General features: G+C 61.7%; 16 protein-coding genes. 4 read left to right on the top strand and 12 right to left on the bottom strand.

The genetic code is table 11. The features are described from left to right. Nucleotides 1-14: 14 nt before the first annotated feature. The 9 genes from ACR0FC_RS14380 to ACR0FC_RS14340 form a co-directional block, all read right to left on the bottom strand. Nucleotides 15-773, bottom strand: coding sequence for a methyltransferase domain-containing protein (locus ACR0FC_RS14380; protein WP_170341927.1), 759 nt, complete (start codon nt 771-773; stop codon nt 15-17). Next, nucleotides 770-1387 (bottom strand): pimeloyl-ACP methyl esterase BioG family protein, encoded by a 618-nt coding sequence (locus ACR0FC_RS14375; protein WP_170341925.1) that lies wholly within the window; start codon nt 1385-1387, stop codon nt 770-772. Before ACR0FC_RS14375 ends, ACR0FC_RS14380 begins: the two co-directional genes overlap by 4 nt. Continuing rightward, on the bottom strand, nt 1384-2670 hold the full coding sequence (gene bioA / locus ACR0FC_RS14370; protein ID WP_170341922.1) for an adenosylmethionine--8-amino-7-oxononanoate transaminase: 1287 nt from the start codon (nt 2668-2670) through the stop codon (nt 1384-1386). Before bioA ends, ACR0FC_RS14375 begins: the two co-directional genes overlap by 4 nt. Continuing rightward, nucleotides 2667-3287 carry a dethiobiotin synthase gene (gene bioD, locus ACR0FC_RS14365; RefSeq protein ID WP_170341920.1) on the bottom strand — a complete coding sequence of 207 codons (621 nt, stop codon included), beginning with the start codon at nt 3285-3287 and terminating at the stop codon, nt 2667-2669. The genes bioA and bioD overlap by 4 nt, the downstream gene beginning before the upstream one ends. Continuing rightward, nucleotides 3284-4414, bottom strand: coding sequence for an 8-amino-7-oxononanoate synthase (locus ACR0FC_RS14360; protein WP_170341918.1), 1131 nt, complete (start codon nt 4412-4414; stop codon nt 3284-3286). Before ACR0FC_RS14360 ends, bioD begins: the two co-directional genes overlap by 4 nt. After that, nucleotides 4411-5391, bottom strand: coding sequence for a biotin synthase BioB (gene bioB / locus ACR0FC_RS14355; RefSeq protein WP_170341916.1), 981 nt, complete (start codon nt 5389-5391; stop codon nt 4411-4413). Before bioB ends, ACR0FC_RS14360 begins: the two co-directional genes overlap by 4 nt. A gap of 116 nt (nt 5392-5507) precedes the next feature. Beyond that, a complete protein-coding gene (locus ACR0FC_RS14350) occupies nt 5508-7124 on the bottom strand; it encodes a bifunctional aspartate transaminase/aspartate 4-decarboxylase (protein ID WP_170341914.1) in 1617 nt (538 codons plus the stop codon). A 19-nt stretch (nt 7125-7143) separates the two neighbouring features. After that, the gene (gene aspT / locus ACR0FC_RS14345) at nt 7144-8829 is read right to left on the bottom strand and encodes an aspartate-alanine antiporter (RefSeq protein WP_170341912.1); all 1686 of its coding nucleotides are present in this window, start codon (nt 8827-8829) and stop codon (nt 7144-7146) included. A gap of 220 nt (nt 8830-9049) precedes the next feature. Further along, nucleotides 9050-10585, bottom strand: a complete 1536-nt coding sequence (locus ACR0FC_RS14340) for a sulfatase-like hydrolase/transferase (RefSeq protein WP_170341911.1) — start codon at nt 10583-10585, stop codon at nt 9050-9052. A 197-nt stretch (nt 10586-10782) separates the two neighbouring features. Between ACR0FC_RS14340 and ACR0FC_RS14335 the strand changes: the two genes are divergently transcribed. Genes ACR0FC_RS14335 through ACR0FC_RS14320 form a run of 4 tightly spaced genes read left to right on the top strand, consistent with a single transcriptional unit; the run spans nt 10783 to nt 14699 of the window. Continuing rightward, a complete protein-coding gene (locus ACR0FC_RS14335; protein ID WP_170341909.1) occupies nt 10783-11907 on the top strand; it encodes an ABC transporter permease in 1125 nt (374 codons plus the stop codon). A 1-nt stretch (nt 11908) separates the two neighbouring features. Then, on the top strand, nt 11909-12724 hold the full coding sequence (locus ACR0FC_RS14330; RefSeq protein ID WP_170341907.1) for an ABC transporter ATP-binding protein: 816 nt from the start codon (nt 11909-11911) through the stop codon (nt 12722-12724). A 5-nt stretch (nt 12725-12729) separates the two neighbouring features. Next, entirely contained in the window at nt 12730-14046 is a 1317-nt protein-coding gene (locus ACR0FC_RS14325; RefSeq protein WP_170341905.1) for an MlaD family protein, read from the top strand. Next, nucleotides 14043-14699, top strand: coding sequence for an ABC-type transport auxiliary lipoprotein family protein (locus tag ACR0FC_RS14320; protein ID WP_170341903.1), 657 nt, complete (start codon nt 14043-14045; stop codon nt 14697-14699). The genes ACR0FC_RS14325 and ACR0FC_RS14320 overlap by 4 nt, the downstream gene beginning before the upstream one ends. A 17-nt stretch (nt 14700-14716) precedes the next feature. Here the strand turns inward: ACR0FC_RS14320 and ACR0FC_RS14315 are convergent, their stop codons facing one another. The 3 genes from ACR0FC_RS14315 to ACR0FC_RS14305 are packed head-to-tail and all read right to left on the bottom strand — an operon-like array spanning nt 14717 to nt 18825. Then, nucleotides 14717-16648 carry a vWA domain-containing protein gene (locus ACR0FC_RS14315; protein WP_170341901.1) on the bottom strand — a complete coding sequence of 644 codons (1932 nt, stop codon included), beginning with the start codon at nt 16646-16648 and terminating at the stop codon, nt 14717-14719. Beyond that, nucleotides 16645-17190 carry an RNA polymerase sigma factor gene (locus ACR0FC_RS14310; RefSeq protein WP_170341899.1) on the bottom strand — a complete coding sequence of 182 codons (546 nt, stop codon included), beginning with the start codon at nt 17188-17190 and terminating at the stop codon, nt 16645-16647. The genes ACR0FC_RS14315 and ACR0FC_RS14310 overlap by 4 nt, the downstream gene beginning before the upstream one ends. 54 nt (nt 17191-17244) lie before the next feature. Further along, nucleotides 17245-18825, bottom strand: coding sequence for an FMN-binding glutamate synthase family protein (locus tag ACR0FC_RS14305; protein ID WP_170341897.1), 1581 nt, complete (start codon nt 18823-18825; stop codon nt 17245-17247). Between the last annotated feature and the right edge of the window lie 6 nt (nt 18826-18831).

Genomic DNA, 18831 nt, shown 5'->3' with positions numbered 1-18831 from the left:
CGACCGGTTGGCCCCTAGGCGGGTTTGCGGGCAATGATCCAGACGGGGTGATAGGTCAGGCGCACGCCTTCGGGGCCGGAAAACGCGGCGCGATAGCGCGTGCTGAAGTCGGTCAGATCGGCGCGGGTCCAGACCTGCGCCGCGCGGCCGTTCACCCCGGTCTGACGCAGGTGGCGCAGCACGTCCAAAGGCGTGTCGAACCACAGCGGTTGCCGGTCCTGCCACAGGTCAAGGATTTCAACATCGGGGCCGATGCCTGCGGCCAGATCATCGGGGGCGCGCAAGCCGGGCGCGCGGGCCGCCGACCCCAGCGCGGAAAGCTCGGCGTACTGGTCGGGGCCGAATCCCGAAATGGCCACCCAGCCACCGGGTGCGACCTGATGCATGGCGCGGCGGACCACGGCCGCCGGATCATCCAGCCATTGGACCGTCGAGGCCGAGGCGATCAGGTCGGGCCGCGCGGGCCATGTCACATTTCGGATATCGCCTTGCAGGAAATCCGCGCCCCATCGCCGCGCAGTTTCCTGGGCCTCGGCCATCAGGTCGTTGAGCGTGGACCGGGTGAACGAAAACTGCTGGTGCAGCGCCTCGGTCAGATGGCCGGTGCCGCAGCCGATTTCGAACAGGGTGCCAAAATGGCTGGGCGCCCCGAGATCGACCAGCCGCTGCGCCAATGCGCGGGCGATCCGGGCCTGCGGGCCAGCGGCGCAGTGATAGCTGCCGAAGCTGCGGCTGAAACTGCGCCGGATGCGGTCGGTGGGCATGGCGTTCATGCGAACCACTCCGCCCAGGTCTGCCCCGCCGCGAAAGGCTGGTGCGGGCCAGGGATGCGGCGCACGGTGTCCGATTGGCCCCAGGCCATTTCCTGCGCAGCCGTCGGAACGATGCGGTCCGAAGCGGAGATCCAGACCCGGTCGAACCCGGGATCGGGCGCAGGTCCGCGCGCCGCGATGGCCCGCAGTTCCTCGGCCGCGGCGGCAAAATCGATCCCGGGCGCGGGGCCTTCCAGCCCGGCGCGGCGGCAGAACCGGGCAAAGCTAGCCGCGCTAAGGCCATCGGCCGTGGCCGCCACCGTCTCGGGCGCGATGCCCCGGTCTGCATCTGCAGGAAACAGCGTGCCGTTGACCGCAACCTTGCGGATGCACATCAGCCCGTGACCCGCCAGCCAATGCGCGGCCGACGCGACCCCGAAGGAATAGGCCAGCAAGCGGACCGTGTCATAGTCGCCGGTTTCGGGCAACGCGTCATCGAGGTTGCGATAGTCGTCCACCACCAGAACATCCGCCGCCCCGGTCAGGCGCGCAAACGGCGCAGGCCCCAGCGCCCAACCGCCGAACACCAGCGTCAACTGCGCTCCGCCGTCACGGGTCAGCCAGTGCCGCCTCATGCGTCGCCTCGCGCCAGTTCGACCATGGCCGCCGTCACCCGGCTCAGCTCGTCGCCCGAGATCACATAGGGCGGCATGCAGTAGATGTTGCGCGCGAAGGGACGCAGCCAGACACCGGTTTCCGGCGCCCGCCGATGGGCGATGCGCGGATCGACGGTGTCCTTCATCTCGATCACGCCTATGGCGCCCAGCACCCGCACATCGGCGACGCCGGGCAGGCTGCGCGCCGGTTCCAGTTCGGCCTTCATCTGCGTCTCGATGGCCCGTACACGGGACTGCCAGTCGCTGTCTTCAAGCAGCCCCAGGCTGGCGATGCCAGCCGCACAGGCCAGTGGATTGGCCATGTAGGTTGGGCCGTGCATGAACACGCCGGCCTCGCTGTTGCCGATGCCATGGGCCACCTGTTCGGTGGTCACGGTCGCGGCGAACGAGATATGCCCCCCCGTCAGCGCCTTGCCCAGGCAGATGATGTCCGGCGTCACCCCCGCATGGGTGGTGGCAAACAGCTCTCCGGTGCGGCCGAATCCGGTAGCGATTTCATCGAAGATCACCAGAACGTCGTGGGCCTGACACAGTGCCTTGGCCTGGCGCAACCATTCGGGGTGATAGAAATACATGCCCCCCGCGCCCTGCACGACCGGTTCAAGCACCAGCGCAGCCAGCCTGTGCGCCTTGTCCCGCAGCAACTGTTCCAAGGCGTCGAGCCCGTTCTGCGCCGGGTCCTCTGGCCAGTCATCGCCCAGGCGGACGGACGGGCGCGGCAGGAAGTGCTGGATCGACAGCGCGCCGCGGAACAGCCCGTGCATGCCGTTGACGGGGTCGCAGACGCTCATCGCCTTCCAGGTGTCGCCGTGATAGCCACCGCGGATCGTGGCGAACTCGACCTTGTCGGTGCGGCCATGGGCCATCTGGAACTGCACCGCCATCTTCATCGCCACCTCGATCGAGACCGAGCCGCTGTCGCAATAGAAAATCCGGTCCAGCCCCTCGGGCAGCAAGGCCACCATCTTGCGGCCAAGATCAATGGCGGGCCGGTGGGTCAGACCGCCGAACATGACATGGGGCATCTGGTCCAGCTGCTGCTGCATGGCGGCAGTGATCGCCGGGTGACGGTGCCCATGGATGGCGCACCACCACGAGGACATGGCGTCGATCATCTTCACCCCATCCTCGCGGTACAGATACACGCCTTCGGCCCGGTCGATCAGATGCATCGGACCCGGATCGGCCACGTTCGTGTAGGGGTGCCACAGGTGGCGGGCGTCAAATTCCAGCGGGGTCACAGGGCACCTCGGATCGTGTCCATGTCGATCGCCTCGAAGGCATGGCGCAGGGTGTCGGGTGTCAGACTCTCGATCTGGCCGAGGCGTCCCAGGTGGGGCACCTTCGACATCTGGATGATGGTCTGTTCGACCTCGGGTTCGGGGTCGCCGATGAAGGCAACGCCAACCACCGGGCAACCGACCCCGCGCAGCGCCATCAGCGACAGGGTCGTGTGGTTGATCGTGCCCAGGGCCGTTCGGGCCACCAGAATCACGGGTGCCTGCCAGCGGGCGAACAGGTCAAGGTAATAGGCCTGCCGGGTCAGCGGCACCATGACGCCCCCTGCCCCTTCGATCACCAGCGGGCCATCGGTCTGCGGCAGGGTCAGCCGGTCAAGGTCGATCTCGACGCCCTCGGCCTCGGCCGACAGGTGCGGCGAGGCGGGAAGGTTCAGCAGATAGGTCTCGGGCAGGACTGGTTGGCCGGACAAGCGCGCCACGATCTGGCTGTCGGTCTCCTCCTCAAGCCCCGACTGCACCGGCTTCCAGTACTGCGCGCCGAGGGCGGCGGTCAGCCCGGCGGAAAACACGGTCTTGCCGACACCGGTGTCGGTTCCGGTCACGATCACTGTGGTCATGCGGTTCCTGCCTGTTGTTCGGCGATGGCCTGAAACACCGCCGTGATGTCCTGCGCGCCCACGTTGCCGGTGATGGACACCCGCAGCCGCGAACTGCCGCGCGGCACCGTGGGTGGGCGGATGCCGCGCACGTCAAAGCCCCTCTGTTGCAGTCGCACGGCGCGATCCATCGTGGCCGCGTCCTCGCTCACAATGACGGGCATGATCTGGCTGTGAAATCCGGTCAACCCGCACAGGCGCGCGGCCTCGGCATGGGCATGGGCCATCCGGTCGCGCGCGGCCAAAGTCAGGCCCGGGTCCTGTCCGACGGCCCACAGCGCGCCCCGCACGATTGCGGCGTCCAACGGCGATGGGGCCGTTGCAAAGATGAACGGCCGTGCCCGGTTGATCAGTGTGTCGATCATTTCACGCGGTCCGCAGATCAGCCCGCCACTGGCGCCCAGCCCCTTGCCGCAGGTGTGCAGGGTAAGCACCTCGGCGTCCAACCCATGGGCCAGCCCCTGCCCGTTCGAGCCGAAGACGCCCGTGGCGTGGGCCTCGTCCACCACCAGCACCGCCTGCTCGGCTCGGGCCAGTTCGGCCAGGGCGGTCAACGGGGCCAGATCGCCCTCCATCGAATAGACGCTTTCGACCGCGATCCAAACCTGGCCCGTACCGCCTTGCGCGCGCCAGTCGGCCAGCACGGCGCGGGCCGCCGAAATGTCGTTATGCGCAAAGCCACGGGTCTCGGCCCGACCCAGCCGCATGCCTTCATGCGCGCTGGCATGGACCAACTCGTCATGCAGGATCAGATCCCCGGCTGCGGGCAGGGTCGAAAAAATGGCTTGATTGGCCTGAAACCCGCCGCCCATGTACAACGCCGCCTCGGCGCCGAAAAAGGCGGCGGCCTCGGCTTCCAGCGCCTCGTGCTCGGGGTGGTTGCCGCGCAGCAGGCGCGACCCGCCCGAGCCCAGCGGAACGCCGCGGTCCAGCGCGTCCTGCGCCGCGCGTTTCAGAACGTCGGACCCGGCCAGGCCCAGATAGTCGTTGGACGCGAAATCAAGCCCCGTGCGGGGCGCAAGCCTGCGCAGCCGATGGCGCGATTCCAGCACCTTCAGCGCATTGCCCAGCCTTGCGGTCGCTGTCATTCGGCCGCGTCCACGCGGGCCTCGGACTCCGCCTCCATCGGCTGGATGCCCAGCTTGGCGAACAGGATCGCGTCCTTGCTTTCCTCGGGGTTTTCGGCGGTCAGCAGCGTGTCGCCGGCAAAGATCGAGTTGGCACCGGCAAAGAAACACATGGCCTGCATCTCGTCGCTCATGTCGCTGCGGCCAGCGGACAGACGAACGTGGGACTTCGGCATCATGATCCGCGCCAGCGCGATGATGCGCACGAAATCGATCGGGTCGACCGGCTTGGCGTCAGCCAACGGGGTATCAGCCTGCGGCATCAGCATGTTGATCGGAACCGAGTCCGGCGCCTCGGGCAGGTTGGCCAGCGTCACCAGCATGTCGATCCGGTCCTCGCCGTTTTCGCCCATGCCCAGAATGCCGCCCGAGCAGACCTTCATACCCGCCTCGCGCACGCGGTTCAGCGTGTCGATCCGGTCGGCGAAGGTGCGGGTGGTGATGACCTCGGGGTAGTAACGCTCGGACGTGTCGATGTTGTGGTTGTAATAATCCAGCCCGGCATCGCGCAGCTGCACCACCTGGGTGTCGTCCAGCATGCCCAGCGTCATGCAGGTCTCCATGCCCATCGCCTTGACGCCCTGAATCATCGCCACCAGCGCATCCATGTCACGCGCCTTGGGCTCACGCCAGGCGGCGCCCATGCAAAACCGGGTCGAGCCGGACTCGCGCGCCTTGCGGGCCTCGGCCAGAACACGTTCGACCTCGATCAGTTTCGAGGCGCTCAGCTTGGAGCCGTTGCGCGCGGATTGCGAGCAATAGGCGCAATCCTCGGCGCAGCCGCCGGTCTTGATCGACAGAAGCCGCGACATCTGCACCTTGTTGGGGTCAAAATTCTCGCGATGTACGGTCTGCGCCCGATACAGAAGATCCATCAGCGGCAGGTCATAGATGGCCTGAGCGGTTTCGCGGGTCCAAGTGTTCGATGTAGCCGACATTTTATAGATAATTTTTCCCGATGATTCAGATTTACTCGGGTTTATCAATAAAGCCGGAAAACGCAACATCCGCGATGTCACATGCGCAGAAAATGACCGTGACCGCTAACGGCGATTCAACCGTGAAGTGGCTTGTTGTTCGCCGCCCGATAGGCCTGCACATAACCGCGCGCGACCGAACGGACAGCGCGACCGATCTGGGTGTATGCCTCATCCGGCAAATTGGCGAAAGATACTCGCGCGGACCAGTTCGGCGCATCGAAACCGCTGCCGTTCAGCAGCACGATCCCATAGTCCTCGGCCAGTTTGAACGCGATGTCCAACGGGTGGACGTTCTTCTTGATCCAGTCCACGACCTCTTCGCCGACGTATTTTCGCAGCCAGAATTCGAAGTCGATGATGCCGTAGTAGGCATCATAGTGATCACCCGGCTGGACCTCGATCCCCAAGGCTTCGGTCAGCAGGTGGAACCGTCTATGCACCAGTTCGATACAGGCGGCCTGATAGGCTTTCTTTGTGTCGACCAACTCGCAGAGCGAGAACAACGTCATCATGACTTGCTGCGGCAGGGATAATCCGGCGGTGTGGTTCAGGGCCACATCCCGGCTGTCGGCCACCAGCCGGTCGACGAATTTGATCTCGCTGGGGTGCAGGCTGAGCGTGCCGTAACGCTTGTCGAGCTTCTGCTTGATCTCGGCCCGGTGCGCGGCGAGCTTTTCGTCGAAGATATTATCCTGGGCGACGGCGATCACGCCGAGCCGCCAACCGGTGCAGCCGAAATATTTTGAATAGGAATAAACGCCGATAGTGTTGCGGGGCATGTAGCCCATGACCGAGGTGAAATCATGTACGAAAGTGCCGTACACATCATCGGTCAGGACAATCAGGTCCGGCCTGTGGTTCTCGACCAGATCCGCGAGTTTGCGCAGAGAAGCATCGCTGAGGGCCACCGACGACGGGTTGCCCGGATTGACCAGAAAGAAGGCCTTGACCTTGGGGTCCTTCAGCTTTTCGACTGCAGCATCGGTCAGTTGGAACCCATCTTCCTCGTCCGTTTCAACGTGAACGGACGCGAGGCTGTAATCCTCAAGTTCGGGCATCTCGAGATAGGGCGTGAAGATCGGCGTGCACAGGGCAATCGTGTCGCCCGGGTTCAGTAGCCGGTTGGCCTTGAGCGATTTGAAGATATAGCACATGGCCGCTGTGCCGCCTTCCACCGCAAACAGGTCGAACTGCGCATCGGGACGGTGCCCGGCACACATGGCCCACATCAGGTATTCGTGGGCGATGGCGGCGTTGTGTTTCAGAATACGGTCGGGAACAGGGTAGTTGTCGCCGATGATCGAGTCCGTCAGCTCGTGCACGAATTCGTCGGCGTCGAAACCAAAGGCCCGGATGGCGTGGTCGACTACATCCAAAAGCGTGTCGGCGCCCGGCATCTCGGAATTGGCCTTGCCCCACTCCAACAGACGGTCATGGCAACCTGCCATTGCCGGCATCCCCCCCAGACCCGCCGGATGATTCATGACGCGGCGCGACTCGGTCACGGCAAACTGGCCAAGCGCAAAGAACGCTTCACGCGGGCGGGTGGCGACCCAATTGGGATTGCCCCGGCCGGCATTCAAAAAGGCGCTGTTGGATTTGCGCGCCTCGACCGAGGCCAGCTTGATCAGCTCGTCCTTGATCTGAAAGGGGCTGAGGGCTTCGTAATCGTGCAGCTTTAATCTGTCCATGACTCAAGACCTTTTCAAATCAACTGAGGATCAAAACGACGACCATCCCGAATATCGTCAGCAGGGTGTTTCCGATCGCGTAGGGCATGCCGTAGCCCAGGGCCGGAATCCGGCTTTGCGCGGCCTCCTGGATCATGCCGAGCGCAGCCGTCGTGGTCCGGGCGCCCGCGCAGGCGCCAAACAGGATGGCGGGATGAAACTTGAATATGTAATGCCCGACATAAACCGAGAAAATCATCGGCAAAGACGTGGCCACAATACCCCATAACAACAGCGCGATACCCGCCTGCTGCAAACCGGCCACGAAACCGGGCCCGGCCGATATCCCGATGACCGCAATGAAGACATTCAGGCCCAGCGTATTCATCAACCACAGCGACGGTGCGGGAATGCGACCGAAGGTCGGGTGAACGGTGCGCAGCCACCCCAGCAGCAGCCCGGCCAGCAACGCGCCACCAGTGGTAGACAGGCTGATCGGAAAACCGCCCATTGTAATTGCAAGCGTGCCGATGACACCCCCGATGAAAATGCCCCAGCCCACAAAGGCCAGATCGGTCGTGTCAACGGGCCGGTCGGCGTACCCGATTTCGGCGATGGCCGCCTCGACATGGCGCTTGCTGCCCAGAATGGTCAGAATGTCACCGCGATGCAGAACCGTGCCCGGCAGCAGCGGCAGATCAATCATGTTCCGCGTCAGCTTCGACACATACACGCCACGGGCCTGAGGCATCTTGCTGAGCTCATCCAATGTCTTGCCGTGCACGTCCTTGCTTGTGATCAAAACGTCCAGTTTTTCCGATGGGATACTCAGCAGCTCGGGCGCATCGGCTTCCTTGAGGCTGGGCTCGAGCGCTCCGACAAGATCACCGCGCCGGCCTGAGAACATCACGACATCACCCGCTTGCAGCACCGTGTCCGCATCAACCTCGACGATCTTGCCACCTCGGCTGAGGCGTTCGGCATAGACGCGAACACCGGGCAAAAGGTCCTTGACCGGCTGGCCGAGCAATTCGCTGCCTTCGGGAATCTCAAAGGCGCGCGCCTCGATCGCGCGATAGGCCGAAACGATGCCGCCTCCGGTCTCGACATCTTCGCCGCCACTCAGCTTGGCCTCGTATTCCTTGCAGGCGGCCACCAGGTCAACACCGATCAGGCGCGGGCCGATCTTGGCCAGAATGATCGCCGACCCGATCGTGCCGTAGATATATGTCACCGCATAGGCGACCGGGATCTGGTTGGAATAGGTTTTGGCCTGCTCGGCCGACAAACCCAACTGGTTGATCTGGTCCGTCGCCACTCCGATCGCCGCAGAAATCGTTTGCGAGCCGGCATAAAGGCCCGCGGCGTAGCCAAGCTCGAGCCCGGCGATCTTGGCCGACACGACCGGCACGATCAGACACAGGGCGAGGACGCTCAGCGCAAAAAGCACCTCGCGCGCGCCGTCGACCTTGAGACCGCGAATGAACTGCGGCCCAACGCCGTAACCAACTGCGAAGATGAACAGGATGAAGAAGGTGGACTTCACCGCTGAATCAATACTGATCTGTGCCTGCCCGATCACGACGGCCGCCAACAGGGTGCCCGTTACCGAACCCAGACTGAACCCCATGACCTTGATTGGTCCGACCAAAAACCCGATGCCGATGGCGAGGAAGACAGCCAGTTCCGGATAGGTTTGCAGGATATTCACCAGCCAATCGACCATACTGCGCCTTTCGGGTTTGTTGCGTCGCTCAGTCCACCCTGAACGTCAGCTGTCCGGAGGCCCGGACGATTGCGATCAGCGCAGGAATTTCCAAGGTCACGATACCCCACGAGGACCGTTTGTCCATTGAGTTATCTGGATTTGTTTGGCTACCGAGCCGCTCGGAACTGTGTCCGCCAGCGGCGGCACAGGTGTGAAAAATCGTCGGCAACCGCCTGGATCAATCGAACCTGCGCACCGACTTCGGCCCCTGGGATGTCACGGAATGCAGGGACAGGGAATGATCCATGTTCCGCATACGGTGGCGCAGCATTTCACGACCAAGCCGCGCCAAATCAGCTGCGTAGTCAGGGTTTGCGGCGACATTCTCTGCTTCGCCCCGACCGTGGTGGTCGAACAACAACGGCGGCAGGTCAGCTGCGAACTCGACCAAGGTAAAGCGCTCGTTACGCAGGATGCCCAGACACGAGTTGCTGTGACCCGTTCCAAGATCACTCTGAAACTGAGTGGGCGTCAGTGGATCGGCAAAGTCCAGCTCACTGAAGGAATACCGGCGCCAGTCCTCTGGCACGGCACCACGCAGCAGCGGCAGCAAGGATCGACCATCCATCGAGTTCGGGACCTCTTGCCCAACCCAGTCCAGGATCGTGGGTGCGACATCAATTGACTCGGTCGGCACTTCGACGCGCTGGCCGGCCATCTGAGCGTTGCCGGGCAGGCGAATGATCAACGGCGTGTGGTAAGCCGCGTCATACACTGACATTTTGCCCCAGGAATAATGATCGCCCAGCATCTCGCCATGATCCGCAGTGATCACCACCAGCGTGTCGTCATACTGGCCGCTGTCCTTGAGAAAGCGGATGACCCGGCCGATATGATGGTCAACCTCGGTTGCCAATCCAAGATAGACGGCCCGCAGGGTCTGCGTGTTCTCATCCGTCGGCCCAACTTCGGAAAAACCTTGCACGCAGTCTTTTGGTGTATTCGAGTCCAGAGCGGGTCCAAAGAACGGGTGCACGGCCTTTTCGTCCTCGGGGCTGGGTAGACGGTTTGGCAAAGGCAACGCGTCGGGATCGTACATCCGGTTGTAGGGCGCGGGGGCCACCAGTGGCGGATGCGGACGGATATACGTCAAATGCGCGAACCATCCCGAGTTCCGATAGGCGGCAATTCCGTCCAGAAACCTATTGGTCAGAAATGCGGTGTCGCTGTCCTCGGCCTTGTAAGGGGCCGGGTCGTTCAGTTTTGGGGCCGACCCATCCGGCGAAACCGGCTTGTAGAGATCCCAGTAGTCTTCGAACTCGTATCCCTGGCGCATCAAGTAGGAACGCCAAGGAAAGGACTCCTCAAGTCGCATTTCGAGCACTTCGTGAAACCCGTGCATCGGGTTTTCGTAAGTCTTCACCGCGGGATCATTCGGATGATGAACCCGTGGATCGGCCGAGGTGTCCGTATAGCCGAACAGCATCGGCAGATAGCCGGCTTTTCGCATCTCGGTGGCGATGTTTGGCGTGTCATGGCGCAGCGGCGTTCCATTGCGGACCGAACGATGGTTCATCGCATATTGCCCGGTCAGGATCGAGGCGCGGGACGGCCCGCAGGGATTGGTTACGGAAAAATGCCGGTCGAACGAAACGGCTTCGTCCATGAAGGCGCGCAGATTGGGCAGGTCGACATGATCAGCCAGAGCACCGCGCAGACAATCGGCCCGCAATTGGTCGATGATGATGAAAAGAACATTTCCTGCTTGGCTCATGCCGTGATTCCCATTGGAAAACTGGTGTTCGACGGTGCGGACTGTGTCGGGGTTCCCTCGGGCAGGCAACCGGTTTTGCGCCAATTCTCGACTCTAGGGCGACCCGGGCCGTGCAAACCGGTAACCCCCGCACCCAAATCGCCGCCCGGTTGAACAAAGCCATTGCGGCCCGGAACGGTTTCCCGTCTGATACCGGCATGACGAAACCCTCGATTGCAGTCGAACAGGAAGGCGGCACAGCGCGCGTGATTGTGTCTGGCGAAATGCTGACACAGTCGTTGAGCGCCGTCGAAGACGCCTTTCGCGCCACCCGTCCGGATGCGGCGCGTGTGACGGTCGACATGTCCGACATCGATGCGCTGGACACCGGCGGCGCGTGGCTGATCGCGGACCTGAAAAACCGCTGCGCTGCCATGGGGGCGACCGTGGCATTCGACGGGTTGAAACCGGCACATTCCGCGCTGCTGGAAACCGTCTCGGAGAACATTCCCAAGGACATTCCCGCCGAGGCCCCGCCAAAAGGTTTCATGCCATGGCTTGAGAGCCTGGGCCAATCAACAGTGGGCGCCGGGCGCGACACCATGTCGATCCTCGGCTTTCTGGGCCTGACCCTGCACCGGCTGGGCCGCACGATGATCATGCCGTGGCGCCTGCGCCGCGCCGCGGTCGTGTCGCAGATGGAGGAAACCGGGTTCAAGGCCCTGCCCATCGTGGCGCTGATGGGGTTTCTGATCGGCGTGGTTCTGGCTTTTCAAGGGGCCACCCAGTTGAAACAATTCGGCGCGGAAATTTTCGTGGTTGAGCTGATCTCGATCTCGGTATTGCGCGAGTTGGGCATCCTGCTGACCGCGATCATCGTGGCTGGTCGGTCCGGTTCGGCCTTCACGGCCTCGATCGGTTCTATGAAAGTGCAGGAAGAAATCGACGCCATGCGCACGCTGGGCCTAGACCCGATCGAGGTGCTCGTCATTCCACGGGTTCTTGCACTGCTGATCATGCTGCCGATCCTGGGCTTCGTGGCCGATATCGCCGGCCTTTTTGGCGGTGCCCTGATGAGCTGGATCGACCTGGGCGTAAGCCCCGGAATGTTCATTACGCGCCTGAAGGAAAACACCAGCGTCTGGCATCTGGCGGTTGGGCTGATCAAGGCGCCGTTCTTTGCCATGGTCATCGGGGTAATCGCCTGTTGGCAGGCAATGCAGGTCAAGGGCTCCGCCCAAAGCGTCGGCCAGCGCACCACAGCGTCAGTTGTTCAGTCGATCTTCATGGTCATTGCCATTGACGCGCTGTTCTCCATTTTCTTCTCCGAGATCGGTGTCTGACATGGATGGATCCGCTCAGACATCGACCGCCAAGCTGGACGCGCAGCGCGAAGCGGTGATCCGTGTGCGCAATCTGCGCAACCAGTTCGGTCCACAGGTGGTGCATGACGACCTGAACCTGGATGTCTGGCGCGGCGAAGTGCTGGGCATTGTCGGCGGGTCCGGAACCGGCAAGTCCGTCCTTCTGCGCACCATTGTCGGGCTGAACAAACCCGCTGCGGGTAGTATCGAAGTTTTGGGCGTCGACGTGCTGAACGGCCCAGAGGCCGACCGACGCCGCATCGAGAAACGCTGGGGCGTGGCCTTTCAGGACGGGGCACTGTTTTCCTCGCTGACTGTGCTTCAGAACGTCATGGCCCCGTTGCGCGAACACACCGGCCTGAGCGAGAGCTTGATGCGGGCGCTCGGCAGCCTGAAAATCGGTCTGGTCGGCTTGCCGCAGCTGAGTTGTGGCAAGTTCCCGTCAGAGCTGTCAGGCGGGATGCGCAAGCGGGCCGCGCTGGCCCGAGCGTTGGCATTGGACCCCGAGATCGTGTTTCTGGACGAGCCCACCGCCGGACTGGATCCCATCGGTGCCGCGGCCTACGACGAATTGATCGGAGAATTGCAACAGGCCTTGGGATTGACCGTTTTCATGGTAACACATGACCTGGACAGCCTGTACGCCATCTGCGACCGCGTTGCGGTTCTTGCAGAAAAGCGCGTGCTGGTGGAAGGTCCGATTGAAGACATGACCAAGGTCGACCACCCTTGGGTGCAGGAGTACTTCACAGGCCCCCGGGCCCGCGCGGCGCAACAGAAGGGGCAGGACAGGTAAAGGCGATGGAAACCCGGGCGAACTATATCCTGATCGGCGCGTTTACACTGGCGGGCATCCTGAGCGCGTTCGGCTTCTTCCTGTGGCTGGCCAAGTTCGAAGTCACGCGCCAATACGCGTACTATGACGTGCTGTTCGACAACGTGTCGGGCCTGTCAGCCGCCGGTGGCGTCAGCTATAACGGCCTGCCCGTGGGACAGGTCATTTCGCTGGACCTGGATGACGATGACCCATCCAAAGTAAGGGTCCGGCTTGAGGTTGATGCAGACATTCCGGTGACCACGGACACGATCGCGCAGTTGCAGTCGCTGGGGGTGACCGGCGTCAGCTATGTCGAGCTGTCGGGCGGGTCGCCCGATGCCGAACGGCTGCCGCAGAACAGTGTCATCAAAAGCAAGCGCAGCGCCATCCAATCCCTGTTCGAAGGCGCACCCAAGGTCCTGGACGAGGCGGTGACCTTGCTGGAAAACCTGAACGCGGTGGTGGATGACAACAATCGCAAGGCCGTGTCGGACATCCTCGACAACCTGGCTTCGGCCTCGGGCCGGCTGGACAAGACCCTGAACGATTTTGAATCCCTGTCCAGCGATCTGGGCGGCGCGGCAAAGGACATCGGGGCCTTCACCAAACGCCTGGATCAGTTGGCCGATACTGCAGAAACCACGCTGACCACCGGAACTGATACGCTGAACAGCATCAAAACGGCCTCGGAATCGGCCAAAACCGCACTGGACAGCGCGAACCAGACGCTGGCCACGGCCAACAAGGTCATCGAAGACGACGTTCGCCCCTTCATCGAGCGCGGGTCGCAACTCGCGGACCGCCTGATCGGGTTGTCGGATGAAGCCGCGGTCACCATGGCAACCGTAAACAACACGTTTGCCAACGCCAACCAAACGCTCGACTCGGTGACCTCGGCCATGGATACGGCGAAAGGAACTCTGGCATCCGCAGAACGCGCGTTCGACTCGGCCAATCGCGTGATAGACGAAGACGTTGCACAGGTTGTTGCCGACATCCGAAACGCCGCCACCAAAGTGGCCGAAACGGTAACGAACGTGACCGACAAGATCGACCAGATTTCAGCGGACGTTCTGAGCGCGTCGCAATCGGCATCGGACCTGTTGGGAACCATCGACGGCATCGTTCAACAAAACCGCCGGCAGGTTTCGGACTTCCTGCGGGTCGGACTGCCACAATTCGTTCGTTTCGTGGAAGAATCCCAACGCCTTGTCATCAGTCTGGACCGTCTTGTCGACAAGGTCGAGCGCGACCCCGCGCGTTTCCTTCTGGGCACCCAAGCATCGGAGTTCCGTCAATGATCAGGTCCCTTCTTCTGACCCTTGCTATCACGACGCTGGGCGGATGTGCCGGTCTGGGCACGTTGAAACAGGCCTCGAAACCGAACGACCTGTATCTGCTGACCCCCAAGAGTACGTTCTCGCAGTCTTTGCCTCGGGTGCAGAAACAGATCGTCATCCAGGAACCCACTGCAACCGCTGCGGTCAATACCGACCAGATTGCCGTGCAGCCAACGCCCCTGCAGGTCCAGTATCTGCCGCGCGCGCGTTGGGTGGACCGAGCACCTTTGATCGTTCAGGCGTTGATGGTCGAAAGCTTTGAAAACAGCGGTCGCGTCGCCGCCGTGGGCCGTTCGACGGTCGGCCTGCGCGCCGACTACGTCATCGTTCCGGACCTGCGCGAGTTCCAGGGGATTGTCGTCGGAGAAACCGAAAACTCGAAAACCGTAAAGATCGAAGTGCGAATGAACATCAAGATCATCGACGAGTTCGAAGACAAGATCATCGCTTCAAGCTCGTTTCAGGAAGCCGTTGTCTCGACCAGCGACGAAACGCCGGATCTTGTTGCCGCTTTTGACACCGCCTTGGGCAAAACCATGCGCGACGCGGTTGAGTGGAGCGTGCGGAAGATCCATTCGCACGCCGCCAACAATCCGCGCCCGTCGTTGAACTGACGCGGATTGCCCGCCCTTTATTTTGACAGGGATTGCGCCAAACGCATCAGGGCCACGGCTTCGGCCCGGTACCCGAAAGGATCGGTCCCACGGGCCGTGTTGCCCATCGCAATTGCATCATCATAGCTCCAGTCGGACAGGTAAGTGCCGCCGCGCAACAGCTGGCCGAAACCTGCAATCGCGACCGAAAACCTCACGTCATCCGTCTGGCGGCCCTGCCCGTCCAAGATCGGTTGCTCGATCAACTGGCTGCGCGTGTCGCCGGGTGTTTTGTACCGCAGCTTAAAATAGCCGATTTCATTACTGCCCGAAGCAGGGGCGGTGTTTCCATACCGTAGCGGTGCATTGCGAATTGCGTTGGAGCCGACCGGCGTGACTTCGTAGATCGCGGTCACGCTGTGGCCTGCACCTATGTCGCCCGCATCAACAGTGTCATTCGAAAAGTCCTCGCGGCGCAAAGCGCGAGTTTCGTACCCGATCAGGCGGTACTCGGCGATTTGGGCAGGGTTGAATTCGACCTGAATCTTGACGTCGTTGGCAATCGGAAACAGCGCACCGGTCAGTTGGTCAACCAGCACTTTTCGGGCCTCGCTCAGCGTGTCGATGTAAGCCGCCTGTCCGTTTCCGTTCTGGGCCAGGGCCTGCATCGTAGCGTCATCAAGGTTACCGCGCCCGAAACCCAAAACGCTCAGATATGTTCCGCTGTCGCGCTTGTCAGAGATAAACTCCTTCAGAGCTTCAGGATCGGACAGACCGACGTTGAAATCCCCGTCCGTGGCCAGAATGACCCGCGTCACCTCGCCCTCGGCGGCCATGTTTTCAGCCACCTGATAGGCTTGCTGAAGCCCGGCTTGTCCCGCTGTGGATCCGCCCGCGTCCAATTGTTCGAGCGCCCGTAGGATCTTGGCCTGGTCGGCTGCGGATGTCGGCTCCAGAACCTGGCCCGCACTGCCTGCATAGGTCACGATCGATACCTGATCCTCGGGTCGCAACTCGGGCAACATCAGGCGCAGGGACTGTTTCAACAAGGGCAACTTGTTGGCGTCCTGCATCGAACCTGAGGTGTCGATGAGAAAGACAAGATTGAGCGCCGGGCGCTCTTCGATCACCGGAAGCGTTCCCTGAATGCCGATATGGACCAGCCGAGTACCGGGATTCCATGGGCTGGGCATGACCGTGATGCTTGGCTGAAACGGCACCGCGCCGTCCGGCGCCGGATAGGTGTAGGGAAAGTAGTTTACCATTTCTTCAATCCGCACCGCGTCACGCGGGGGCAAGTGACCAGCCAGAAGCGAGGACCTGACGATGGCGTAAGATGCGGTGTCGACATCAATCGAAAACGTCGAAACCGGTTCTTCCGCAGTGACCTTGAGTGAGTTGGTTTCGGCGTTTGCAAATTCTTCGGACGACTGCTCGGGTCGCGCTGGCGGACGAAAAGCGTCACTCGAAACCGAAGGGGCCACTGTGCTGTCAGCGAGGTGGCCTTGCGAGAGAAGGCTGCGTTTTGCTAGAGGTTCCCGCGCTTCTTCCACAACTATCGGCGCTTCGACAACGGGTTCCTCAAGAACCATCTCAGCCGTTTCAGCGTCTGATTGTCCGGATGGCCGAACCGCCTGCGGCTGGCCGATTACCCGGGTCTCGGTATCGAAACTCGGGGACAGCACACCGTCCCGTGTCTGCGGCACGATCATGATCAGCGTCACGGCAGCGATGGCTGTTGTGGCGGCCAGCGCGCCGCGGGTCGAAATTGCATTCAACATGGCTTTGGTTCCTTCTGTCACGCGGGCCAACGGGCCTCGCTTGACATTGGGACGCGTACCGGGTCGGGATCCTTGGAGATCAGCAAAGTTTTTTCTGGCCAGTTCCAGATTGACGGCCCGCCGCTTTTCATCCGCTGCAGGCGTTGCGGCATCCATCAGTGTTTTCAGATCATCGAGCTCATCACTCATTGGGCAAGCTCCTCTTGTTTGATCGCGCGCAGGCGCTTTCGGGCTTCGGACAGGCGCCATGAGACCGTGCCCTCGGACACGCCCAGCACGTCGGCGGCCTGTGCATGGGTCATTTCTTCATCCAGCGTCAGCGCCAGTGTCTGACGCAGATCTTCGGGCAAGCTCTGCATGGCCCTTTGCAGCCATGACAGGGCCTCGGCCGCCTCGACGGCTTCAGCGCGCCGCATCTTTTCCACATCGCCCCAGCCGATTGCTGCCCGGTTTCGGCTGGCCGTTCGACGCCGCGCATCGTGTGCCGCGTTGCAGACGACCCGATACAGCCAGGTCGTGAACTTTGCATTCGCTCGAAACCCGACAATTTTTGCGGGCAAGGCTGCACATATGTCCTGCGTCAGATCTTCGGCGACCTCGGCGCTGCCGGTCAGCCGAAAGGCCAGCCGGAACACGCGGTCATAATGCCGTCCAAGCAGCGTCGCGAACGCTTCCGCGTCCCCGTTGGCGGCCCCATGGGCTAATTCTTCATCCGAGGTCAGTTTGCTCATTCTGACTATTCAGACGCAGGACAGGAGCGGATCCTTGGACCATTCGAGAAAAAACTAGAAATGGCTGGCCGACGCCTTCTGCCAATCCGCCGCAAATTCCTGCGGCACTGTATCTTTCAACAAGGCACCTGGCTCGATTAAGGTGTAAAGTTCCGCATATGAGCACTCGCGCTCGTTGGCAATTCGGCGGTAGATATCGGATGGGCCAAGGTCAGATACGCGCTCTTTCCCCATGGCACCCAGTATTTCGCGAAAGCTTTCCAGGGTGGCGTCATGAAAGCGGTGAACCCGTTTGCGTTTCTGCGGCACGTTGACCGCGCGGCCACGAATGGGATCCTGTGTTGCCACGCCCGACGGGCAGCGGTTCGTATTGCATTGCAGGGCCTGAATACAGCCCACGGCGAACATCATCGCCCGCGCCGCATTGCACATGTCGGCCCCAAGCGCGAATTTCTCGATCATGTCATAGCCGGTTGCCACTTTGCCTGAACAGATCACCCGGATCTTGTCCCGCAAGCCTACTCCGCGCAGGCAGTTGTTCACGAAGATCAGCCCTTCGTTCAACGGTACGCCCAAACGGTTGGTAAATTCCACAGGCGCAGCGCCGGTCCCTCCCTCGGCCCCGTCAACGGTGATGAAATCGGGCAGAATGCCCGTTTCCAGCATGGCCTTGCAGATCCCCATGAACTCGGACCGGTTGCCGATGCACAGCTTGAAACCGACGGGTTTGCCCCCGGACATTTCGCGCAGGTGCTGCACGAAATGCATCAATCCCGTTGGCCCGTCAAAGGCCGAGTGAATTGGCGGCGAAATCACATCTTGATGCACCGGTACGCCGCGAATAAGCGCGATTTCTTCGTCGACCTTGGCCGCTGGCAGAACACCTCCATGGGACGGTTTCGCGCCTTGGGACAGCTTGATCTCAATCGCCTTCACGACATCCTTCTGGGCATTCTGGGCGAACTTGTCCTTGTCAAAGCCGCCCTCCGCCGTTCGACAACCGAAGTATCCGGTGCCAATCTGCCAGATGATATCGCCGCCTTCGGCAAGATGGTGCGGCGACAGCCCGCCCTCGCCCGTGTTGTGTGCAAAACCACCATCCTTGGCCCCACCGTTCAGGGCTCGGATTGCGTTGGCGCTGAGTGCTCCGAAGCTCATCGCTGAGACGTTCAGCCGCGATGCGAGATAGGGCTTTTCACACTGAGGACCGCCAAGCATCACACGCTCTTCGCTTTCCGGAACATCCTTGGGCGCAAGCGAGTGGTTGGCCCGGTGATACCCGACTTCGGTGATATCGTACTGGGTGCCGAAGGCCTGAGTGTCGACCTGTCCCTTTGCTCGTGAATACACCAGCGCGCGAATGATCCTGTTGAAGGGCCGCCCGCTTTCGTTGGTTTCCACGAAATACTGGCGGATTTCCGGGCTGACGAACTCCAGCATATACCGGAAATGGCCCAGAACCGGATAGTTGTTCAGCACGTTGTGTTTGGTGGTCAGCATGTCGTACAGCCCGACCAACGCGTAAGGGACCAGCAAAATCAGCAGCCAGAATGCCGGCGGCCAGTACAAACCCCAGACCACGGTCAAAGGCAGAACCACATAGGTCACGACATAATAGATTCGACGTACGATCATCTTGCT

This window comes from Ruegeria sp. BB9 (assembly GCF_056539345.1).
The sequence above is the reverse complement of the archived record's forward strand: the minus strand, read 5'-3'. Positions and strand labels throughout refer to the sequence as shown.

Excerpts from the sequence above, each read along its gene's own strand:
- ACR0FC_RS14380 (WP_170341927.1), bottom strand. The coding sequence starts at position 773 with ATGAACGCCATGCCCACCGACCGCATCCGGCGCAGTTTCAGCCGCAGC.
- ACR0FC_RS14375 (WP_170341925.1), bottom strand. The coding sequence starts at position 1,387 with ATGAGGCGGCACTGGCTGACCCGTGACGGCGGAGCGCAGTTGACGCTG.
- bioD (WP_170341920.1), bottom strand. The coding sequence starts at position 3,287 with ATGACCACAGTGATCGTGACCGGAACCGACACCGGTGTCGGCAAGACC.
- ACR0FC_RS14360 (WP_170341918.1), bottom strand. The coding sequence starts at position 4,414 with ATGACAGCGACCGCAAGGCTGGGCAATGCGCTGAAGGTGCTGGAATCG.
- bioB (WP_170341916.1), bottom strand. The coding sequence starts at position 5,391 with ATGTCGGCTACATCGAACACTTGGACCCGCGAAACCGCTCAGGCCATC.
- ACR0FC_RS14350 (WP_170341914.1), bottom strand. The coding sequence starts at position 7,124 with ATGGACAGATTAAAGCTGCACGATTACGAAGCCCTCAGCCCCTTTCAG.
- aspT (WP_170341912.1), bottom strand. The coding sequence starts at position 8,829 with ATGGTCGATTGGCTGGTGAATATCCTGCAAACCTATCCGGAACTGGCT.
- ACR0FC_RS14340 (WP_170341911.1), bottom strand. The coding sequence starts at position 10,585 with ATGAGCCAAGCAGGAAATGTTCTTTTCATCATCATCGACCAATTGCGG.
- ACR0FC_RS14335 (WP_170341909.1), top strand. The coding sequence starts at position 10,783 with ATGACGAAACCCTCGATTGCAGTCGAACAGGAAGGCGGCACAGCGCGC.
- ACR0FC_RS14330 (WP_170341907.1), top strand. The coding sequence starts at position 11,909 with ATGGATGGATCCGCTCAGACATCGACCGCCAAGCTGGACGCGCAGCGC.
- ACR0FC_RS14325 (WP_170341905.1), top strand. The coding sequence starts at position 12,730 with ATGGAAACCCGGGCGAACTATATCCTGATCGGCGCGTTTACACTGGCG.
- ACR0FC_RS14320 (WP_170341903.1), top strand. The coding sequence starts at position 14,043 with ATGATCAGGTCCCTTCTTCTGACCCTTGCTATCACGACGCTGGGCGGA.
- ACR0FC_RS14315 (WP_170341901.1), bottom strand. The coding sequence starts at position 16,648 with ATGAGTGATGAGCTCGATGATCTGAAAACACTGATGGATGCCGCAACG.
- ACR0FC_RS14310 (WP_170341899.1), bottom strand. The coding sequence starts at position 17,190 with ATGAGCAAACTGACCTCGGATGAAGAATTAGCCCATGGGGCCGCCAAC.
- ACR0FC_RS14305 (WP_170341897.1), bottom strand. The coding sequence starts at position 18,825 with ATGATCGTACGTCGAATCTATTATGTCGTGACCTATGTGGTTCTGCCT.